Raw genomic sequence first — 18,979 nt, forward strand, 5'->3', positions numbered from 1 at the left:
ATACTTGGGCTGGGTCAAGGATTCTTTACGACGTTGACCCGGTCTACGACAGCTCCAAACCCGAGCTCGCGATCTCGATGTGCTACAATGAAACCAATCGATAACACGAAATGGGGTTGGCGATGAGAATGCAACGTTGGCGAATTCGGGTAACAGGCGTGGTGCAAGGCGTTGGGTATCGACCTTTCGTTTGGCGGTTGGCACATTCTTCCCGATTATCCGGTTGGGTTCGCAATGATTCGATGGGAGTCCTAATCGAGGCACAGGGTTCTCGTACAGAATTGGCGGAATTCTGCGGGCGTCTACGATCCGAGGCTCCGTCGTTATCGCTTGTTCGCGATATTCTTCATGAGACGATCGACTCCGTTCCAAAGGAGCACGCGTTTCGTATCAACACAGGGCAAAAGGAGGCAGATCCGCATGCGTTCGTCTCGCCCGATGTCAGTATTTGTTCTGACTGTTTAGCCGAGATCAATGATCCAGCGGATCGACGGTATCAATACCCCTTCACCAATTGTACGGCTTGTGGTCCTCGCTATACGATCATTACAAAACTGCCCTATGACCGGGCATCGACGACAATGAGTGACTTTGAGATGTGCACGTCGTGTCGACGGGAGTACGACAATCCTGCGGATCGACGTTTTCATGCTCAACCAAATGCCTGCCCCGAGTGCGGGCCATCGACATGGTTCATCAAGTCAGGTGAGAATCAAGAAATCCGAGGAAGGGATGCGATGCAAGCGGTGAAGGAATCGGTCGCGCGGGGTGGCATCGTCGCCATCAAAGGCGTTGGCGGTTTCCATCTGGCTTGTGACGCCAGGAACTCGGAAGCCGTTGCGAAATTACGAGAGCGAAAACATCGTTTCGAAAAACCGCTGGCAGTCATGGTTGCTGACATTGCAACGTGCGAATCAATCGCCGTGCTTAGCGATGCCGATCGGGTCCTGCTCGAAAGTCGGCAACGCCCTATCGTTGTGCTGCACCGGCAAGAAGGAGCGGAATCGTTGTGCGAATTGGTTGCCCCCGGCAGCGACTTTGTTGGAGTGGTGTTGGCCTATTCACCGCTGCACAGCTTGTTGCTGCGACCCGGTGATGTCTGGGTGATGACGTCGGGGAATTTGTCGGACGAGCCCATTGCGTACGACAACGATGACGCGATCGAGCGATTGAGAAAAATTGCGGACGCTTTTCTGCTTCATGACCGGCGAATTGAGACGGTTTGCGATGACTCGGTTCTTCGTGTCTTAGATGGCGAGGTGCTGCCGATTCGACGTTCCCGTGGCTATGCGCCCCTGCCGATTAAACTACCTACCGATGGGCCTCCGGTGCTTGCGGTTGGCGGCGAGATCAAGGCGACCGCGTGCGTGACCAAAGGACACCACTGTTTCCTGAGCCAACATATTGGTGACATGGGAAACCAAGAAACACTGTCGGCGATGGAAAATGCCGTGGATCATTTGTTGCGACTCTACAACATCAAGCCCGACTCGGTCGTCGCAGATCAGCATCCCAATTATTTGTCGAGCGCCTGGGCAGAGCAGTTTTCAAGGAAACACGCAGTCCCGATGCTGCGAGTTCAGCATCACCATGCCCATGTTGCATCCCTGCTAGCCGAGCATTCGATCGTACCCGAAGAAAAGATAATTGGTGTTTGTTTCGATGGAACGGGATTCGGAACCGACGAAGCGATTTGGGGTGGCGAATGGCTGATCGCGAATGCAAGTGACTTTGAACGCTACGCGCATCTGGCGTATCTGCCGCTGCCGGGAGGCGATGCCTGTATCCGGCATCCGTCGAGATCGGCTTTGGCAGCCCTTTATCAAGCTGGGATTGAGTGGTCCGATTCTCTGGCGTCCGTCTTCGTAACGGCAGCGAAGGAGCGAACCGTGTTGGACCAGCAGCTTCAGCGAAACTTTCGTTGTGTACCAAGCAGCAGTATGGGGCGGCTTTTCGACGCTGTCGCTTCACTTTGTGGCGTGCGTCATGTGGTGAGTTATGAAGGGCAAGCGGCGATGGAGTGCGAGGCAATTGCCGCTCGAAAATTGGATGAGTCGCAATTCAAACCCTACGATATTACGGTTATCGACGGTGACATTCAGCAAATCGATACGACGCATTTGATTCACCAAATTGTTTCGGAACTTCTTCGAAAACGATCCGCTGCGGATATTTTAGTTCGTTTCCATCTCACCGTTGCTGAAATGATTGCTCGCATCAGTCTCAACGCGCGTGCAAAGCACCGAATCGATCGAGTCGGGCTGACTGGCGGAGTGTTCCAAAATGTCTTGCTGACGCGGCTCGCCCGGCAACGGCTAATGCACGAGGGGTTCGAGGTTTTGACGCACACCATTGTGCCGCCAAATGACGGCGGTCTCGCATTGGGACAAGCGTGGATTGCCCAGCGTCGCACGGTGCTCCTCCACCGCGAGAGGTATCTGTTCGGTGGCGAAGCACCAAGCTACGATCAAGATCGATAACGGATGTAATCTTTCACTCAACCGATGACGGTAACCAATATGTGCTTAGCCGTTCCTGGACAAGTCGAATCTCTGTTCTGCGAAAACGAAACCTCAATGGGACGAGTCAATTTTGGCGGCGTCGTCAAGGAGGTCTGCATGGCATTCTTGCCAGAGATCAAGGTTGGCGATTATGTCATCGTCCATGTCGGGTTTGCGATCAATCAAATCGATGAAGAGTCGGCTCAGGAAACATTGGAAACGTTTGCCGAACTTGGATGGCTGGAGGATGAACTCGAGGAACTTCGGGCCAATGGAGAAGAAGCCAATGGAGAAGAAGCGTGAAACACTTAACGGAGTATCGTGATGGCGAAAAATCGCTAAAGCTTGCTGAACAGATTTCTCGAATCTGTACTCGCCCATGGTCCATCATGGAAGTTTGTGGCGGTCAAACCCATTCGATCATACGCAATGGGATCGACCAGATTTTGCCTGATTCGATCGAGATGATTCATGGACCGGGGTGCCCCGTTTGCGTGACGCCAATCTCAGTGATTGATAAAGCTCTACAAATGGCAGCACGGCCAGAGGTAATCTTTTGCTCCTTCGGCGATATGCTCCGGGTGCCTGGAACAAGTGAAGACCTGTTTCGTGTGAAAGGCAGTGGCGGTGACGTGCGAATCGTCTACTCGCCGCTCGATGCCGTTAAGTTGGCTCGTGAAAACCCGAATCGCGAAGTTGTCTTCTTGGCAATTGGTTTTGAAACCACTGCGCCAGCGAATGCGATGGCAGTCAAGATCGCGAAACAGCAATCGATCTATAATTTTTCAGTGCTCGTATCCCATGTGCTCGTCCCGCCAGCAATCGAGGCGATCATGGATTCGCCGGAGAATCGAGTGCAAGCGTTCTTGGCTGCAGGGCATGTTTGTAGTGTGATGGGCTATCACCAATACCACGAAATTGCCGAGAAATATGCGGTGCCGATCGTGGTCACAGGTTTCGAACCACTCGACCTTCTCGATGGCATTCGTCGCACGGTGATGCAGCTGGAAACCGGGAAAAGTCATGTCGAGAACGCGTTCCCAAGGGTTGTCAGCGAAGCGGGTAACGAGGCAGCCCAGGCAACGATCGCAGAAGTCTTCGAACCCACGGATCGCGATTGGCGAGGCATCGGCATGATCCCGCAAAGTGGCTGGCGTTTGAACAGCGATTTTTCTGACTTTGATGCGGAAAGGAGGTTTGATGTGAAGCATGTTGCCGAAGCAGCGAGCACGATTTGCCGAGCAGGCGAAGTGCTGCGTGGTGCGATCAAGCCGCATCAATGTGCCGCGTTCGGAAAGCAATGCACGCCCCGAAATCCGCTCGGTGCAACAATGGTTTCAAGCGAAGGAGCATGCGCGGCGTACTACAACTATGGAAGGTTCTTGAACCGATGACCCAATCACCGCAGTGTCCGATACCACTTCGTGACTACCCCAACGTTATTCTTGCGCATGGTGGAGGTGGAAAGCTTTCGGCTGAATTGATCGAGCATGTCTTTGCACCAGCGTTTGCCAACGAACATGTGACTCTATTGGGCGATTCGACAACACTTTCCTTGCCCGGTCAACGAATTGCGGTCTCGACCGATTCATTTGTTGTCCAGCCACTTTTTTTCCCCGGCGGAAGTATCGGACATCTAGCCGTCAACGGTACGGTCAATGATCTGGCAATGAGCGGGTCCAAACCGCTGTATTTGACGGCAGGTTTCATTATCGAAGAGGGGCTGCCGGTCGAAAAATTGATCCGCATCGCGAACGACATGGGCGCAGCCGCCAAACAAGTGGGAGTGTCGATCATTGCAGGTGATACGAAAGTGGTCGAGCGAGAATGTGGGGACGGATGCTACATCAATACGTCAGGAATTGGCGTTTTGCCGACCAACCTGCACATCGCTTCCAATCAAGCCAAACCGGGTGATGTGGTGATCATCAGCGGGACGGTTGGTGATCACGGTGTAGCGATCATGAGTGTCCGCGAAGGACTGAGTTTCGAGAGTCAGATAGAGAGCGATTGTGCATCGCTAGCGGGATTGGTCCAAGTGATGATTGATACATCGCCGAATATCCACGTGTTGCGTGATCCAACGCGAGGTGGGGTGGCGATGAGCTTGAATGAGATCGCTGCCGATTCTGGTTGCGGTATCGAACTTGACGATGCGAGCATCCCAATCAAAGAGGCCGTTCGTTCGGCGTGTGAGTTCTTAGGACTCGATCCGTTGCTGGTCGCAAACGAGGGAAAGCTAATAGCGATTGTGTCCGCTGTTGACGCCGATCGATTGCTCGAGACGATGAAGTTGCACCCACTTGGACAAGACGCCGCCATCATTGGCCGCGTCGTCGAAGATGCCCACCACCTAGTCGTCGCCCGGACGGCGGTAGGAACCAAACGAATCGTATCGATACCAATCGGTGAGCAATTGCCACGGATCTGCTAGAGGTAGGCACGCAGAACATAGCAGGTTCGTCTTGGACTGTTAAACATTTGGTTATTGACACGTTTTTTGCGCCCTCTCGGTCGTCGTTCACGGCCAGTACAATGTCATAGAGCATTTTACAGAATGCCGTAGGCTGGGTGTTTAGTGGCTGTGGCTTCTAGCCACAGCGTTCTTCTCAACTTGGACTGGAAGCCCCAGCCACATCAAAATCAAAATGCTCTAGCTGAATTTAAACGGCCCCATTTTCAAAAGGAAAACACGATGTCGGAATCTGCAAATTCGATCAAGAATCAAACTCCACGCCATATTCATATTGAAAAGTTAACTCAACCAACTGCGGGGTGGGCACCGCTTTTCGTTTTCACGGGGCTAGTTTTCCTTGCCATTCTCGTCTTCATTGCATCGGTTGCTAGTGAGTTCTGGCCAGCGATTCTATTGGCTACTTTGATCGGTGTCGTCGGGATGGTAGGACTGTGTGGATTGATGGCGATTGCTCCGAACGATTCGCGTGTTTTATTGTTGTTCGGTGAGTATCGCGGCACGGTCAAGGAATCAGGATTCTTTTGGGTCAACCCGTTTTTCAGCAAAAAGAAGGTCAGCTTGCGAGTGCGGAATTTTGAAACCGGCTCCTCTTCAACCCCAGAAGAAAAAAACGCCTCCGGGCAAGTCGTTCGAGCGAAATCACGGACTGCCAGCCGCCCATCCAAGGTTAATGATAGTGATGGAAACCCGATCGAGATTTCGGCCGTTGTCGTGTGGCGAGTGATGGATACCGCGGAAGCTTTGTTCGAGGTCGACGACTACGAACACTTTGTTGAAGTGCAAAGTGAAGCAGCACTAAGAAGTCTTGCAACCCGTTTCCCCTACGATAGTGAGGATCATGAAGTTTCACTACGAGGAAGCACGGAACAGATCTGCGACCGGCTTCGAGAGGACATTCAAGAGCGACTTAAAAAAGCAGGCGTCACGGTACTTGAGGCACGAATCAGTCATCTTGCGTACGCAGCCGAAATCGCTGCGGCGATGTTGCAGCGACAGCAGGCTGGTGCCGTCGTGGCAGCTCGTCGTTTGATTGTTGACGGTGCGGTTGGCATGGTCGAAATGGCTCTCGAGCATCTGAATCGAGATGAGATTGTTGATCTGGATCCGCAACAGCGTGCCACGTTGGTTTCGAATCTATTGGTCGTCCTGTGCAGTGATCGGCATACGCAGCCTGTCGTACAAACAGGTGCGTAGCGGAATGATTGCTTGCGCCGTTCATTGATACAGAGGAGCGTTTTGATAATCTCACTGACTGGAACCCTATCATGCACGAGCTTTCGATCGCATTGAATGTTCTCGACATCGCTGAACAAACGATGAACGAGCATCCTGAGTCGGAGCTTGTCGCCATTCACATTCGACTCGGGCCGATGTCAGGCGTGGTGTGTGAAGCACTTGAATCGGCGTTCACGATTGCTCGCCAGCAAACGTTGTATCCCGAGGTGGAACTTGTGATTGAAGAAACGCAATTGCTGATTGATTGCCCACAATGTAGAAAACATCAAATGGCTATTTCGATCAACGATCTGCGTTGCCGGACGTGTGGTACAATATCCGGTAAGATCGTCGGGGGACGAGAACTCGAAATTGCTGCACTCGAAGTAAGGGACGAACAGCTCGATGACACGCTTAGTCGAAGTACGGACGCAGATTCTAAAACAGAATGACGTTGTCGCCCGCGAGTTGCGCAAACAATTCGCCGAGCAGCGACGGTTTGTTGTCAGCATGGTGTCAAGTCCAGGATCAGGAAAAACGGAACTGTTGCAAAAGACACTCGAGCAAATTGGCCAGCGTTACAGAGTCGCAGCAGTCGTTGGCGACCTGGCGACTGACAATGACGCTGACCGCTTAGCTCGCTCCGGTGCAATGGTTCGTCAAATCACCACAGGCACGCTTTGTCACTTGGAAGCGGAGATGGTCCGTGAAGCGATCAAGCCGTGGAATGAACAGCCTCTGGATTTCTTGTTCATCGAAAACGTTGGCAACCTGGTTTGCCCATCCAGCTACGATTTGGGCGAGAGCCTACGTGTCGTTTTGTTCTCGGTAACGGAGGGAGAGGACAAACCGAGAAAGTATCCAACTATTTTTAACACAGCCGATGCCACCGTGATCACAAAAATCGATCTTGCGGATGCGGTTGAGTTCGACGAGGCCGCAGCCCGAGCGAGCGTTGAGCGTGTTCGTCCCGGAATGCCGATCCTTCAAGTATCAGCAAAGACGGATGAAGGCATGCTCGAGTGGATCGACTGGCTAGCGGAGCAACATCAAAAAATATAGACGCGTTCACTGTTCGGCTACGCGTGCCGACGGTTGCTGGGCAGCGTCCAAGGTAGCCAAACCCACACTACCGAGGTGGTCATTGACAGCGGCTATTTGCATCGTCGAAAGCTGAGGTGACACAAGATTCCAGTAGGTGGGATCATTGACCATCAACATTGCCAACGACCGAGGCGTATCTTCAACTTGTGGCCGTAGCATGCGAATGGTTTGTTGGACTCGCATCCGTTGTTCCGCATCGATATCAGACGACAACGATTCGTGAAGTGCAGCGATGACCGGCGTCCCCCACAACAACAATTGCTGTTGCGCATGCCGCCGTGTCGCCTGCCGTTTCGCAGACAACATTGCCACACATTCATCGATTGAAGAGCGATGCGGTAGAGTGCCCTTCATAGCGTGCGTCATACTCCAATGTCTCGTCTTGCTACTTAGGCTCGCTAACGATCGACCACCGAGGATGCGTTCGATCAATCCTCCATAGTGTATATCGAAGATCTCAGGATTTTGATAACGAACATGTAGTAGCGTCGTTCCTTGATAGCGGTCCATCATGCCACCTCGCTCGATCGTCCAGTAAACCAAGCCATATGGAGATTGTTCGAGTACACTTCGCTCTTCTGTTTTGCTTAAACTCGATTCCATTCGAACCGTTACCGCGTCAAGCACGTCCAGCTTGAGCGTTTGACTTGGGCGTTTTGACACGTAATGGACTGACGGAAGTCCTCGCTCCGCAGAGACAACGATGCTCTCAAACGAGTGATCGGACGCGATCGTTTCGGCACCGATGCGATGCCGTGGTGCATCGAGACGGAGACGTCCTTGGATCATTTGGAATCGTACCACACCCCCGTCTGAAAAAAGCTTATCGACGTGGGGATCGCTTCGTGCCGTAGAAAGAGAATCAGCTTCGGGCGGTCCTTGAGCAAAAGACGCCACGCAGCGAATGGACAAATCGAGTACGACGGCAAGCATAACAGGCCACTTCATCTTTTTTTCCTCTTACGAGAAAGCGATTGACGAGAGTGGACACGCGGGCCGAACCATGGTCGGGCGCGGCCCGACAAGTCCATACCTCCAAGTATCGACAAATTGTCGCACCTAGATAAAGGGCAATTTGCCGAGGGAATCGCTAAGGTGGCCTATTCGCCATTAGAACGCCCGTTTTCGTCGCCAGGAAATCCCTCGTTGGATTGGGACGACCAACGGAACTCGGGCATCCGAGGGCGAACGCGATCCGAGGGCCAACGCGATCCAAACACCAACCCGGTTTCTTATCGGGCCCGCGCCACAACAAAAGCAACTTGACGGAGACTACCTCCGCCGTCCTACGTCCCGAACTTCAACTGGATTTTGGTTTTGGGCAACTTCACTTGTAGCTCCCCAACCCCCTGCTTCGTGACTTGTGTTCTTGTGACAATCAAGTCTTGAAGATTCGTTAGCATCTGCAAGGATGGTAATCCTGCATCGCTAATCGAGGTCGAGCCTAGATGTAAGAACGTCAATTGATGAAGCTTGCCCAGCGGTGGCAAACCAGCATCGCTGATCGATGTGTTGTCTAAGTTCAACGACTCAAGTGCCACCAGTTGTCCGAGTGAATCGATGCCGACATCGGTGATAGGGACTCTCCACAGATTCAGTTTCTTAAGCTGCTTTAGTTTGGCCAATGAAGTGGTCACTTCGTCGTTCAGACGAGTGCATTCGCTGAGATCGAGCTCTACAAGCTTGCCCAAACCCAATAGCGATTCGATCGCGTTCGAATTGATTGCGTTCTGTGCAAGACGTAGCTTCCGAAGTTGCCCCAGCTCTGCGATCGACTCGACCCCCAAATCGCTAATGCCCGTATTGGCCGCATATAGTTCTTCGAGTCGATCGAGCTTGACTATCTGAGCCATGCCTGAATCTCCCATTGGCAAAAAATCAATTGCCAAAACCTTTAGGTTCTCGAGTGCCGCAATCGTCGACATTGATGTTTCGCTGACAGAGCTCTTTCCGTTTTTCCCCGACAACTTGAGCACCTTCAATTCACGAAGCGTACCAAGTTGTAGGATTCCGTCGTCACTAATCGGGCATTCGCGAAGATCCGCGTTCTCGAGCGTCTTGATTTCCCCAAGCGTAGCTAACCCAACATCGCCAACGCTTGTACCGGCCAGTATTACGGAGCGAAGTCGCGGCAACGACGACAACAACACCAAGTCATCCTCGCGCACATCGGTATCGCGAAAGTCGACTTCGATGACCGCGTTATTTCCATCATGCCGGAGCTTCGCTCCCAACGCTTCGATTTCGTTTGCTGCCAATGATGAATTCTTGTCTTGAGCGAAAGTCCTTGATTCGACCACGACCTTCTTTGGTGCGTCGACTTGCCCGCAACCGAGTAGGCCACAGAGGGCAGGGACAAGAAGTGCTTTCTGACAACGAATCATGATCGGTTCTCAATGGTTGGTGCGGAAGAGCGTTTAGCGACACCTGTGGCGAAGCCCCCTATAAATCCTTCGCAATTTTCTTCAAAGCTTGAATCGAATGCTGCATCAAGGGCACATCCATTTCATGAACGTTGACGCTTTCCGCGATCCCGTTGAGCATTGTGACTGTCAAGCGACCGCCGAGATGTTGCCGGAATTCCTCCAGCCCCTCGATGATTCGGTCCATTGGTTCAAGTGCAGAATGCCAAAGCGGTAGTTGTAACCGCCTCAAGCAATCGATCGCACGCATTGCATCTTGTAGCGGAAAGCCGAGTTTTTCGACGGAGTAGAGACAATCGATGGCGACACCGATGGCCACCGCCTCGCCATGTCGTATTTCATAGTTCGTCAATGCTTCTAATCGATGGGCTGACCAATGACCGAAATCGAGAGGCCTTGCTTCCAACATTTCAAAAGGATCGCCACCGTTAGTGATATGCTGTAGGTGCAACTGACAAGAGCGAAAAATTGCCCGCGTTGAAACGCTGTCTTCTCGAGCGGCAATCGCATTTGCATTCGTGCAAAGCCAATCGAATTCATTGCGGTCTTTTAGAAGAGCGACCTTGACCGCTTCACTAAACCCGCTGACGTAATCCCGATCGGATAAGGTATGAAGCAGCGTGGTGTCGTTGATCACCGCCCAGGGAACAGCAAACGTCCCGACCCAATTTTTCTTGCCAAAGTAGTTGATGGCGTTTTTAACCCCAACCCCCGAATCCGCTTGCGCCAATGTTGTCGTTGGGATTCGGACCAACCGTATTCCTCGGTGGGCAATCGCAACGGCAAAGCCCACCGCGTCCAGCATCGCTCCTCCACCGATCGCGATCACATAACTGCGTCGGTCGAGGTTGCCTTCGTTGACAGTGCTAAGAATTTGCTGGACGACAGCCTGAGAATTCTTGACCGCTTCGCCGCCTTCGATCAATACGATTGGACAGACCCTTTCAATTCGGTCGGTGCTAGCGAGTTGGCTGGAAATTCTTTCCACGCGGTCGCTCAATCGAGCCACAGCTTTCTCTGCAATCACGACAACCCGCACCGACGACGATTCCTCGGCATGGAGGACGCCGAGAAGCGCGTGAAAATCTTGGTTTGCCACATCAGAAGTCACTCGTAAACGGTGAACAAAAGGAACCGAAAACGGAATGTCGGTTGCTGCGTCGATCATGGGGGCGATTATGGAAAGAGCTGATGGGCGGGAAAGCGATCTCACATTCTAACACGATTCCGATCCTTTTTCGTGTGGGCTTGAAATTCTCGTCAGAACGGAGAACGATATTGCGAATGTTACGGTTGAATACAGATTCTTTATAGTAAAGAAAGACGAATGCAAAGTAGACGATTAGGCAGTAGTGGCGTGTATGTGTCAGATATCTGTATGGGCACGATGACATTTGGCAGCCAATGTGACAAGAAAACGAGCCATGCGATCTGTGACATGGCATTCAACTCGGGTATCGATTTTTTTGATGTGGCCGAAATTTATCCCGCTCCGCCCCAAAAAGAGACGATCGGTTTGACCGAAAAAATCTTTGGTGAATGGCTAAAAGGCAAACCTCGCGATTCGGTCGTCGTCGCAACCAAAGTAACTGGCCCCTCACATGGCTGGTTCTGTTCGCCGGTACGACACGGTAAAGCGACTCTCGATCGCCACCAAATCATCCGAGCATGCGAGGATTCCCTGAGTCGGCTTGGTACCGATGTGATCGATCTGTATCAGGTTCATTGGCCTGATCATGGGATGCCGTATGAAGAGTTGCTCGGCACGCTGACCGAACTTCGCGATACTGGGAAAGTGCGGGTGATCGGATGTAGCAACGAAACGAGTTGGGGTGTGATGAAAAGCTTGTGGGCTGCCGACACGCATGGACTCGATCGCTTCGAAACGGTGCAAAACAATTTTAGCTTGATCAATCGCCGCTGTGAAAGTGAATTGGCTCAGGTGCTAAGACGTGAAAACATGAGTTTGCTTCCCTATTCACCTCTTGGCGGCGGCGTGCTGACTGGCAAGTACAATGACGGACCGCCACCCGGTGCTCGCTTTACCGCCTACTTGCTTGAAGGCGAGGCAAGGCAAAAGAGAATGGCGAAGCGGTTTGTCAATGATCGCTCCGTCGAAACCGCACGCCGTTTGGGTGAAATCGCTAAGTCGATCGGAGTGAGTGTTACCAGCCTATCGGTCGCCTGGAGCCGCCAACACGATTTTGTCGCCTCCACGATCATCGGTGCAACCAGTACCGAGCAGCTAGCCGAATCGCTAGCGGCTAAAGATCTCGTGCTCGACCCTGAGGTCCTCGAAAAAATTGATCAACTCGATGCAGAGATCCCCACGCCGATGACCGAGGACGGTCTACGACGGTTGTAGTGATTATGCGCGGCGGTTACGCAAAAGTCGTAAAAGATTCGTTCGATTTTCAGGCATCCGTCTCAAACGCGAACTATTTTGGCGTTTATGAACAACGCCTTCGCTGTCCTACTGACTCTCGCTGTCTCAACGATCGGTTACGCCTCCGATTGGTTGACTTGGCCGAGTACGTACACGCACGATTCGGCAACGATGCAGCGAGTTGCCCAGTATCAACCGATCGCCGCTCCGACGACCACTCAAGTCGCCGATTTCCAAACCAGCGGCTACACCCACATGCGCAGTTCGCTTAATTACGGGCAATCGGCTGACAATTATCACCGAGTCGAATCGTGGGGCCCCCCCGTTCGCCCCTACGGTGAGTGGCGATTTCCGTATCGTCCGTACAGTACACCGTATGCCGCGTGGGGTGCTCCCTATGCCGGGCTGAATCTCGGTCCAAACTTTTATGGCGGACCACTGCAAAATGGTAGCGGGCAATACAACAGCCCCTCCAATCGCCAAACGCCGAACAGTGGCTGGCAACCAAGCAATGGACAGCGACCTGACAACGATTGGCCCAGCGAACGACGCCGAAGCGACCAATCATCGCCTTTTGGTGCTGGATCGCTCAATCCGTATCCGTTCGGTCCCGGCACCCCCGCCCCGCTGCCGCCCTACTACGACGGTCACTATCCCAACTATCGCGATTAGAAGCAACGTCGTGAACGTGCGGCTTTCGCGTGCTCCCCCAAGCTTCGCTTGAGGGAGGTTGTAAGTTGTGAGCCATGTTGCACTTGAAAGCTGCACGACCGCTTCGCTCGGGAGAGGTGGTTATCGTCCACTACGCCAAAGGTCGGGCGATCGTCTGGTCTCGCAAATAATCGTCGAACGTTTCAGGCGAATTTACCCCGCCACCTACGCCACTTAGGTTCACACCACCATAGGGTAAACCATATGCGAAGACGTTGTGGGCATTGATCCAACTGTTGCCAGAAACAATTTGCTCGGCAATGGCATTCGCTCGATCTAAATCGCGGCCCCAAACGCTATTGGCCAATCCGTACGCGAGACTGTTGACCCGCTTGATTGCATCGGAGTCCTCTTTGAACTTTACCAAGTAAGCGGTCGGACCAAACACTTCCTCGCGGAAACAGATGTTGTTGTCATCGCCGGCTAGCAGGTGTGGACTCACGAAATAGCCTTCCTCACCGCCCCCAACAACAGGGCGTTTGAGTTCGACAATCGCCGTCGCACCTTCGGACAAACCCTTTTTGTAGTAGTCTTCAACCCGATCGACTTGAGCCTTCGAAACCAGCGGGCCCATTTGGGTGCCCTCTTCTAAGCCATGGCCAATTGCCGTTTTGTTTAGTAGCTCTTGAATTTTCGCAACGAAGGGGTCATAGATTTTTTCGTGGATAAACCAGCGAGTGGCGGTACAGCAAACTTGTCCCGTGTTCAGCGTGATCGCGCCCGCCAATGCCTCGGCAACCTGATCGACATCAACATCGTCCAAGACGACGGCTGCACCCTTTCCGCCAAGTTCGAGTTTGCAAGGAATCAGCCGCTCGCCACAAATTCGCCCAATCATCTTTCCAACCGCCGAGGAGCCAGTGAAAGAGATCCGTCTGACGAGCGGATGTTCAACAAGCGGTTGACCACACTCGGGCCCTGTGCCGGTGTAGATATTGATGACGCCATCGGGGATGCCGACCTCTTTGGCGAGGTAGCCGAGGTACAGGGTTGACAGCGGAGTAACTTCCGAAGCTTTGATCACGACGGTATTGCCCGCAGCCAATGCGGGGCCGATGCCCCAACAACAAAGGGTAAAAGGGAAGTTCCATGGAAAAATAAAGCCGCAAACCCCGTAGGGAGCACGGTGGACGCGAGCGTCCATGCCTTCGACGTTCAAAGGACGATCGTAAACCGCATCGATACTCATATCGGCAAAGTAGCGAAGACAATCGGCGCCGAAGGGCACATCGAATCCTCGTGCGTTCACGATTGGTTTTCCAACGTCGAGTGCTTCGAGTTGTGCCAAAACCTCGCTCTGTTCGGCAATCTTGTCGGCCAACCGGTTCAACAGCTCTGCCCGCTCCTTCGGTTTCATCGCTGACCAACCAGCGAATGCCTCGTCCGCACTTTCGACGGCGTCCGCAACGTCGTTGGCGTTCGCGGTTGATACGACCGCAATCGTTTTCCCCGTCGCTGGATCCTTGACATCCATCGTTCCGCCAGACAACTCGCGCCATTGGCCGCCAATGAAAGCGGGAATGCTCGGTTGGTCCAGGAATGCTGCGACCGACGGGTGCTTTTCTATCGTATGGGTCATGATTGATACTCATTGCCTGAGGAGTGAAGGAAGAGTTAGCAAGTTTTGGTTGACAAACGCTTTGCAACTTTTTTTGCCAAGTAGGGAATCGATCTTCGAATCGCTCTCCAAGAAGGCTTCGCGCCCTTTTTGGGACGAACCACGATGTCGATGCCGCCTGGGATTTCATCGATTTGCGTTCGAAACGATTCACGAATCCATCGTTTCCAACGGTTGCGAACGACCGCGTTGCCGACCTTCTTGGGGATCGTGATACCGATTCGGGCTGTTGCGTCATCCGCTCGATCACCGTCATGGATCATACTCACTTTTCGCTCAACTGCGAACATGACCAAAATGCCATCCGCTGCGCAGGCCCCCTTTCGCAGCACGAACGTAAACCGCATCGGGCTGCGGATACGACGAGATTTTGAAAAAGAATATTTCAAACCAGCATCCCATGTAAGTCCGTCTCAGTAGCTCCCCTCAGTAGCTCCGTCTCTCCGAGACGGAGAATTCAGCAGTAGCTTCGTCTCTCCGAGACGGAGAATCCGGTAGTAGCTCCGTCTCTCCGAGACGGAGAATTCAGTAGTAGCTCCGTCTCTCCGAGACGGAGAATCCAGCAGTAGCTTCGTCTCTCCGAGACGGAGAATTCAGCCGTAGCTTCGTCTCTCCGAGACGGAGAACAAAAATCACGAGTCTCGGAGAGACTCGGCTACTAACCAACACGACGAGTCTCGGAGAGACTCGGCTACTGGCATTTAGAACGTGATATCATCCCGCGGTGACATCGGATTATGCTCGGCAAACTGCTGGATCCATTCCTTTGATTGTTGATCGAGCGATTCAGGCATTCGTATTTGAATCTCGACGATCAAATCGCCAGCGTTGCCATCCCGATCGCGAACACCTTGTCCCTTCAACCGCAAACGCCGCCCGCTACTCGTCGACGGCGGCACCGTTAAGGTTACGGTGCCGGTCGGCGTTGGGACGTCCACTTTGGCACCGAGGGCGGCCTCGGCCAGCGTTACGGGAAGTTTCAACTCCAAATTCTTACCGATTCTTTTGAAGTAGGGGTGATCCGAAACGGTAATCAGCAGGATCAAATCGCCATTGGGTCCACCATTATGCGACGGATGTCCTTTTTCGCGCAATCGGATTTTCGAACCTGTCTCGACGCCTGGCGGTATGGTGACCGATAGTTTTTCGTTCTTGCCACCTCGATTGAGGTAGAATTCAGTCGTCCCACCGAGCACGGCCGTCGTGAGGGGCAATTCGAGTTCATGCCTCACGTTCGAACCACGTTGGGGAGCTTGAGGTTGCCGCCTTCTGCCCCGTCCGCCTCGTTGCGGTGCGGCTCCGGCCCCCATTAGCTGCTCGAAAAAGTCAGAAAAACCGTGTTCGAATTGAACACCGCCACCGCCTCGGCCGCCACGTCCGCCGAAAATCTGTTCCAAGTCGAGACCTTCAAATCCGGCTCCTCCTGCGGCCCCGCCAGCTCCTGGATGAAAACCACTGCTGCGGATTTTTTCGAAATCAGCTCCGTAGCGATCGTAGGCAGCCCGCTTGTCTTCGTCGCTCAAGACGTCATAGGCTTCCTGTACCCGTTTAAACTTCTCGTGCGCCGTCTTGTCGTCTGGATTCTTGTCCGGATGGAACTTTAACGCCAACCGACGGTGGGCCTTCTTAATTTCGTCTTTGGAAGCGTCGCGGGCGACGCCCAGAGTTTGATAGAGATCTTCGCTCACTGCGATTAAATACCAGTCGAGGAAACAAAATGATAGTCGATCCAATAGCTTGGCATGTTTTCCTGCTTTCGCCTAGCAGGAAAACACCCCTTCGGCTGCTTTCATAAACGGAAACGCGAGCATGGAAGCGAGTCAAGCTCTATTCCTCGCCTACGCGTTTTGAAGCGGCGCATCTTAGTGCCGAAGGCATGATATGCACTAGCCCCGGACTTGCGTCTGAGGCTAGTACCTATCGTCGCTCCGCGACGACGGTCATCCGCAGCGATTCCGCCACCTGCCTTTTCCAAATCTCAAACCACTTGCCTAGGCCGTATTCTCTGGCTTTTTTGACGCGATACAGTTAGAATCCGCCCCCATGAGCACTTTATTTATCGCATTGGCGTCGATGATCGGCTTTGTCGTTGCCTACAACACTTACGGACGCTGGCTATCGAGTCGGTTGTTTGCTCTCGATCCGAGGGCGCTCGTGCCCAGTCACGAACTTCGTGACGGCGTCGACTTCGTACCCACTCGGCGGTCGGTGATTTTTGGTCACCATTTCACCAGTATCGCGGGAACGGGACCGATCGTGGGGCCGGCATTGGCAGTGTTTTGGGGTTGGCTACCAGCGTTGTTGTGGGTCGTTTTTGGATCCATTTTGATCGGCGGCGTCCACGACATGGCGGCATTGGTGATGTCGCTGAGAAACCGCGGCCAGACGATCGGCGAGATCGCTGGACGTCTGATCTCGCCGAGAGCGAAGGTTTTGTTCTTGGGCGTCTTGGCGCTCGCACTATCAATCGTCCTGGCAATTTTCGGGCTCGTGATTGCGATCATCTTCGCCATCTATCCCGAATCGGTCCTCAGCGTGTGGGTCGCAATGCCGGTCGCGATTGCAATCGGATACTGGACCTACAAAAAAAATGGTGCATTGCTAATCCCCAGTCTGCTCGGGCTGTTCATCCTGTACGCCGCTGTCTACGTCGGAGCCTACTATTGCCCGCTTGAATTGCCAGCCAATGAATCCAGCTTCTTCACCCCCGTCGTCGTTTGGACATTGGCGTTACTTGTCTATGCGTTCTTTGCCTCGGTATTACCCGTATGGCTCTTGTTGCAACCGCGCGACTACATCAACAGCCATCAATTGTATGTCGCTTTGGCGATGTTAGTCGTAGGATTGACGATCGCATCGCTAACGGGCGAAGCGGACTTATTTGCTTCGGCACCCGCAATCGCCGAACGGTCAAATGTGCCAGCGGATGCGCCACCGATTTTGCCGTTTCTATTTATCACAATCGCCTGTGGTGCTTGCAGCGGTTTTCATTGTTTGGTCAGCAGTGGGACGACGAGTAAACAACTCGCGTGTGAAACCGACGCTCAAGCGGTTGGTTATGGAGCAATGCTGCTCGAAGGAGCGTTGGCGGTCTTGGTCATCCTAGCTTGTTGTGCGGGCATTGGCATGGGAAGAGTCGAGCGGACGACCGAGGCTGGGATCGGCAAATACACCTATGCGGTCGATGCGTCGGGAGCCGAATTAAAGGGATCGTCCGCATGGAGATCGTATTACCGAGCCACGAAAGCGGACGGTTCGCCAGGTGGTTGGCAAGATCACAAACTGCCACAAAAGCTCGCTGCGTTTATCGATGGCGGTGCGAATTTTCTCGGAGTGCTCGGGGTGCCGCTAAAATTCTCGGTCGCATTGATGGCTGTGTTGGTGGCTTGCTTTGCCGCCACCACGCTCGACACCGCGACTCGACTGCAACGATATGTCTTACAAGAACTCGGTAGCACGATGCGAGTCAAACCGATGACGAACAAGTACGTCGCAACCGGACTAGCTGTGCTTATCGGAGCGGCGATCGCACTCGGCGTCGGCGAAAAACCGGGGACGGGCGGCATGATCCTCTGGCCGTTGTTCGGAGCAACCAACCAACTCTTGGCCGGATTGGCGCTTATGGTGGCATTGTTCTATCTGGTCCGGCGCAGCAAACCGATCGCCTTTGTTGCCATCCCTATGCTGATGATGCTCGTCATGCCCGCGTGGGCGATGACCTACGACCTCCTCTATCACTGGATCCCCGATCGAAGTTGGACACTGATCGTGTTTGGACTCGGAATTCTAGGGCTACAGTTTTGGATGATCGTCGAAGGGACGCTGATGTGGCGAAAAAGCAAGGGGGTCCTGGAAGAAGCAGGCTTGGAAAAACAGATCGTGTGACAAGAGGAGGCAGGGCCTCACCTAAACACGCTTGCGAAACAAGCCGGTCTCCTTCAAGTGTTTACGCAGATGAGCCCGACAATCGGCGGTGAATTGCTTGACCGTATCGGTCCGATAATCGGGATACGTCCACCGGTGGCTGACCCACTCTTTGTGAACGTAATTCAGGGTAACCTCGGCAAAGATACCGTTGCGCAGATAGATTCGATGGTCACGGTCTTTGGTTGTCGCCAAGACAAGTTTTGCTTGCGTCACGTAACCACAATCGAGGTTCAACGGCCGTTTTTGAGCATAGTCAAACGCTGCAGCGCAAGCTTCCTCCCAGCCGTTGGTAGCCAGTTTCCAATCCGCCAACGGTGTCGGGTCGCAGGGACTTTCGAAAGCGACGAGTGTCTTGACGAGTTCTTCTCCCATCTCGCTTTGATAGTAACCGCCCGCGTGAAACGGCATCGGCTCGGTCGTCAGGAAAACGTTTCCCCACGCTTCGGAAAGCGTTTGGATGCCCCACGAGCGAACCTCCTCATAGCGGGAAATCACGGCACAAATTCGAATCACCGGTTCGACAAGCTGAATCTCGGCCACGATTGTTTTGCCCCTCTGCTCTAAAGTAGGAAACATTTGCTACATTTGGGTCTGTATCGCTTCGGATACCCGGATCAC

At 53.2% G+C, this 18,979-nt stretch carries 17 protein-coding genes; 10 read left to right on the forward strand and 7 right to left on the reverse strand.

Annotation, left to right across the window (positions count from 1 at the left end; translation table 11 throughout):
- The first annotated feature begins 122 nt into the window (after positions 1-122).
- The 7 genes from hypF (at position 123) to hypB (ending at position 7,254) form a co-directional block, all read left to right on the forward strand.
- Positions 123-2,480 (forward strand): carbamoyltransferase HypF, encoded by a 2,358-nt coding sequence (gene hypF, locus Q31b_RS00250; protein ID WP_146597703.1) that lies wholly within the window; start codon positions 123-125, stop codon positions 2,478-2,480.
- Positions 2,481-2,504: 24 nt separating this feature from the next.
- Positions 2,505-2,804, forward strand: a complete 300-nt coding sequence (locus Q31b_RS00255; protein ID WP_231617187.1) for a HypC/HybG/HupF family hydrogenase formation chaperone — start codon at positions 2,505-2,507, stop codon at positions 2,802-2,804.
- Complete coding sequence (gene hypD, locus Q31b_RS00260; RefSeq protein ID WP_146597704.1) at positions 2,801-3,895, forward strand: hydrogenase formation protein HypD; 1,095 nt, start codon at positions 2,801-2,803, stop codon at positions 3,893-3,895. Before Q31b_RS00255 ends, hypD begins: the two co-directional genes overlap by 4 nt.
- Positions 3,892-4,935 carry a hydrogenase expression/formation protein HypE gene (gene hypE, locus Q31b_RS00265; RefSeq protein WP_146597705.1) on the forward strand — a complete coding sequence of 348 codons (1,044 nt, stop codon included), beginning with the start codon at positions 3,892-3,894 and terminating at the stop codon, positions 4,933-4,935. Before hypD ends, hypE begins: the two co-directional genes overlap by 4 nt.
- A gap of 261 nt (positions 4,936-5,196) precedes the next feature.
- Entirely contained in the window at positions 5,197-6,171 is a 975-nt protein-coding gene (locus Q31b_RS00270) for an SPFH domain-containing protein (protein ID WP_146597706.1), read from the forward strand.
- Between the two features lie 71 nt (positions 6,172-6,242).
- Positions 6,243-6,644, forward strand: a complete 402-nt coding sequence (locus Q31b_RS00275; RefSeq protein WP_146597707.1) for a hydrogenase maturation nickel metallochaperone HypA/HybF — start codon at positions 6,243-6,245, stop codon at positions 6,642-6,644.
- A complete protein-coding gene (gene hypB, locus Q31b_RS00280; RefSeq protein ID WP_146597708.1) occupies positions 6,598-7,254 on the forward strand; it encodes a hydrogenase nickel incorporation protein HypB in 657 nt (218 codons plus the stop codon). Before Q31b_RS00275 ends, hypB begins: the two co-directional genes overlap by 47 nt.
- Positions 7,255-7,260: 6 nt before the next feature.
- Here hypB and Q31b_RS00285 read toward each other — a convergent pair whose 3' ends face one another.
- The 3 genes from Q31b_RS00285 to Q31b_RS00295 all read right to left on the reverse strand — a co-directional run bounded on the left by Q31b_RS00285 (position 7,261) and on the right by Q31b_RS00295 (position 10,887).
- Complete coding sequence (locus tag Q31b_RS00285) at positions 7,261-8,244, reverse strand: hypothetical protein (protein ID WP_146597709.1); 984 nt, start codon at positions 8,242-8,244, stop codon at positions 7,261-7,263.
- 338 nt (positions 8,245-8,582) lie between these two features.
- On the reverse strand, positions 8,583-9,680 hold the full coding sequence (locus Q31b_RS00290) for a leucine-rich repeat domain-containing protein (RefSeq protein WP_146597710.1): 1,098 nt from the start codon (positions 9,678-9,680) through the stop codon (positions 8,583-8,585).
- Between the two features lie 58 nt (positions 9,681-9,738).
- On the reverse strand, positions 9,739-10,887 hold the full coding sequence (locus Q31b_RS00295) for a 3-dehydroquinate synthase (protein ID WP_146597711.1): 1,149 nt from the start codon (positions 10,885-10,887) through the stop codon (positions 9,739-9,741).
- Positions 10,888-11,046: 159 nt separating this feature from the next.
- Between Q31b_RS00295 and Q31b_RS00300 the strand changes: the two genes are divergently transcribed.
- A complete protein-coding gene (locus Q31b_RS00300; RefSeq protein ID WP_146597712.1) occupies positions 11,047-12,084 on the forward strand; it encodes an aldo/keto reductase in 1,038 nt (345 codons plus the stop codon).
- A gap of 87 nt (positions 12,085-12,171) precedes the next feature.
- Complete coding sequence (locus Q31b_RS00305) at positions 12,172-12,777, forward strand: hypothetical protein (protein WP_231617188.1); 606 nt, start codon at positions 12,172-12,174, stop codon at positions 12,775-12,777.
- Positions 12,778-12,907: 130 nt separating this feature from the next.
- Here the strand turns inward: Q31b_RS00305 and Q31b_RS00310 are convergent, their stop codons facing one another.
- The 3 genes from Q31b_RS00310 to Q31b_RS00320 form a co-directional block, all read right to left on the reverse strand.
- On the reverse strand, positions 12,908-14,395 hold the full coding sequence (locus tag Q31b_RS00310) for an aldehyde dehydrogenase family protein (RefSeq protein ID WP_146597714.1): 1,488 nt from the start codon (positions 14,393-14,395) through the stop codon (positions 12,908-12,910).
- 35 nt (positions 14,396-14,430) lie between these two features.
- A complete protein-coding gene (gene rnpA / locus Q31b_RS00315) occupies positions 14,431-14,823 on the reverse strand; it encodes a ribonuclease P protein component (protein WP_146597715.1) in 393 nt (130 codons plus the stop codon).
- A 312-nt stretch (positions 14,824-15,135) separates the two neighbouring features.
- Entirely contained in the window at positions 15,136-16,122 is a 987-nt protein-coding gene (locus tag Q31b_RS00320; protein ID WP_146597716.1) for a DnaJ C-terminal domain-containing protein, read from the reverse strand.
- Positions 16,123-16,477: 355 nt separating this feature from the next.
- On the opposite strand from Q31b_RS00320, the gene Q31b_RS00325 reads away from it, so the two are divergent.
- Positions 16,478-18,319, forward strand: a complete 1,842-nt coding sequence (locus Q31b_RS00325) for a carbon starvation CstA family protein (RefSeq protein WP_146597717.1) — start codon at positions 16,478-16,480, stop codon at positions 18,317-18,319.
- A 21-nt stretch (positions 18,320-18,340) separates the two neighbouring features.
- Here the strand turns inward: Q31b_RS00325 and Q31b_RS00330 are convergent, their stop codons facing one another.
- Positions 18,341-18,937 (reverse strand): DUF4416 family protein, encoded by a 597-nt coding sequence (locus Q31b_RS00330; RefSeq protein WP_390622294.1) that lies wholly within the window; start codon positions 18,935-18,937, stop codon positions 18,341-18,343.
- Positions 18,938-18,979: the final 42 nt, after the last annotated feature.

The organism is Novipirellula aureliae (genome assembly GCF_007860185.1).
Classification (GTDB): Bacteria; Planctomycetota; Planctomycetia; order Pirellulales; family Pirellulaceae; genus Novipirellula_A; species Novipirellula_A aureliae.

Excerpts from the sequence above, each read along its gene's own strand:
- Q31b_RS00330 (WP_390622294.1), bottom strand. The coding sequence starts at position 18,937 with ATGTTTCCTACTTTAGAGCAGAGGGGCAAAACAATCGTGGCCGAGATT.
- Q31b_RS00295 (WP_146597711.1), bottom strand. The coding sequence starts at position 10,887 with ATGATCGACGCAGCAACCGACATTCCGTTTTCGGTTCCTTTTGTTCAC.
- Q31b_RS00285 (WP_146597709.1), bottom strand. The coding sequence starts at position 8,244 with ATGAAGTGGCCTGTTATGCTTGCCGTCGTACTCGATTTGTCCATTCGC.
- Q31b_RS00270 (WP_146597706.1), top strand. The coding sequence starts at position 5,197 with ATGTCGGAATCTGCAAATTCGATCAAGAATCAAACTCCACGCCATATT.
- Q31b_RS00325 (WP_146597717.1), top strand. The coding sequence starts at position 16,478 with ATGAGCACTTTATTTATCGCATTGGCGTCGATGATCGGCTTTGTCGTT.
- Q31b_RS00300 (WP_146597712.1), top strand. The coding sequence starts at position 11,047 with ATGCAAAGTAGACGATTAGGCAGTAGTGGCGTGTATGTGTCAGATATC.
- hypF (WP_146597703.1), top strand. The coding sequence starts at position 123 with ATGAGAATGCAACGTTGGCGAATTCGGGTAACAGGCGTGGTGCAAGGC.
- hypB (WP_146597708.1), top strand. The coding sequence starts at position 6,598 with ATGACACGCTTAGTCGAAGTACGGACGCAGATTCTAAAACAGAATGAC.
- Q31b_RS00310 (WP_146597714.1), bottom strand. The coding sequence starts at position 14,395 with ATGACCCATACGATAGAAAAGCACCCGTCGGTCGCAGCATTCCTGGAC.
- Q31b_RS00255 (WP_231617187.1), top strand. The coding sequence starts at position 2,505 with ATGACGGTAACCAATATGTGCTTAGCCGTTCCTGGACAAGTCGAATCT.
- Q31b_RS00275 (WP_146597707.1), top strand. The coding sequence starts at position 6,243 with ATGCACGAGCTTTCGATCGCATTGAATGTTCTCGACATCGCTGAACAA.
- hypE (WP_146597705.1), top strand. The coding sequence starts at position 3,892 with ATGACCCAATCACCGCAGTGTCCGATACCACTTCGTGACTACCCCAAC.
- Q31b_RS00305 (WP_231617188.1), top strand. The coding sequence starts at position 12,172 with ATGAACAACGCCTTCGCTGTCCTACTGACTCTCGCTGTCTCAACGATC.
- Q31b_RS00290 (WP_146597710.1), bottom strand. The coding sequence starts at position 9,680 with ATGATTCGTTGTCAGAAAGCACTTCTTGTCCCTGCCCTCTGTGGCCTA.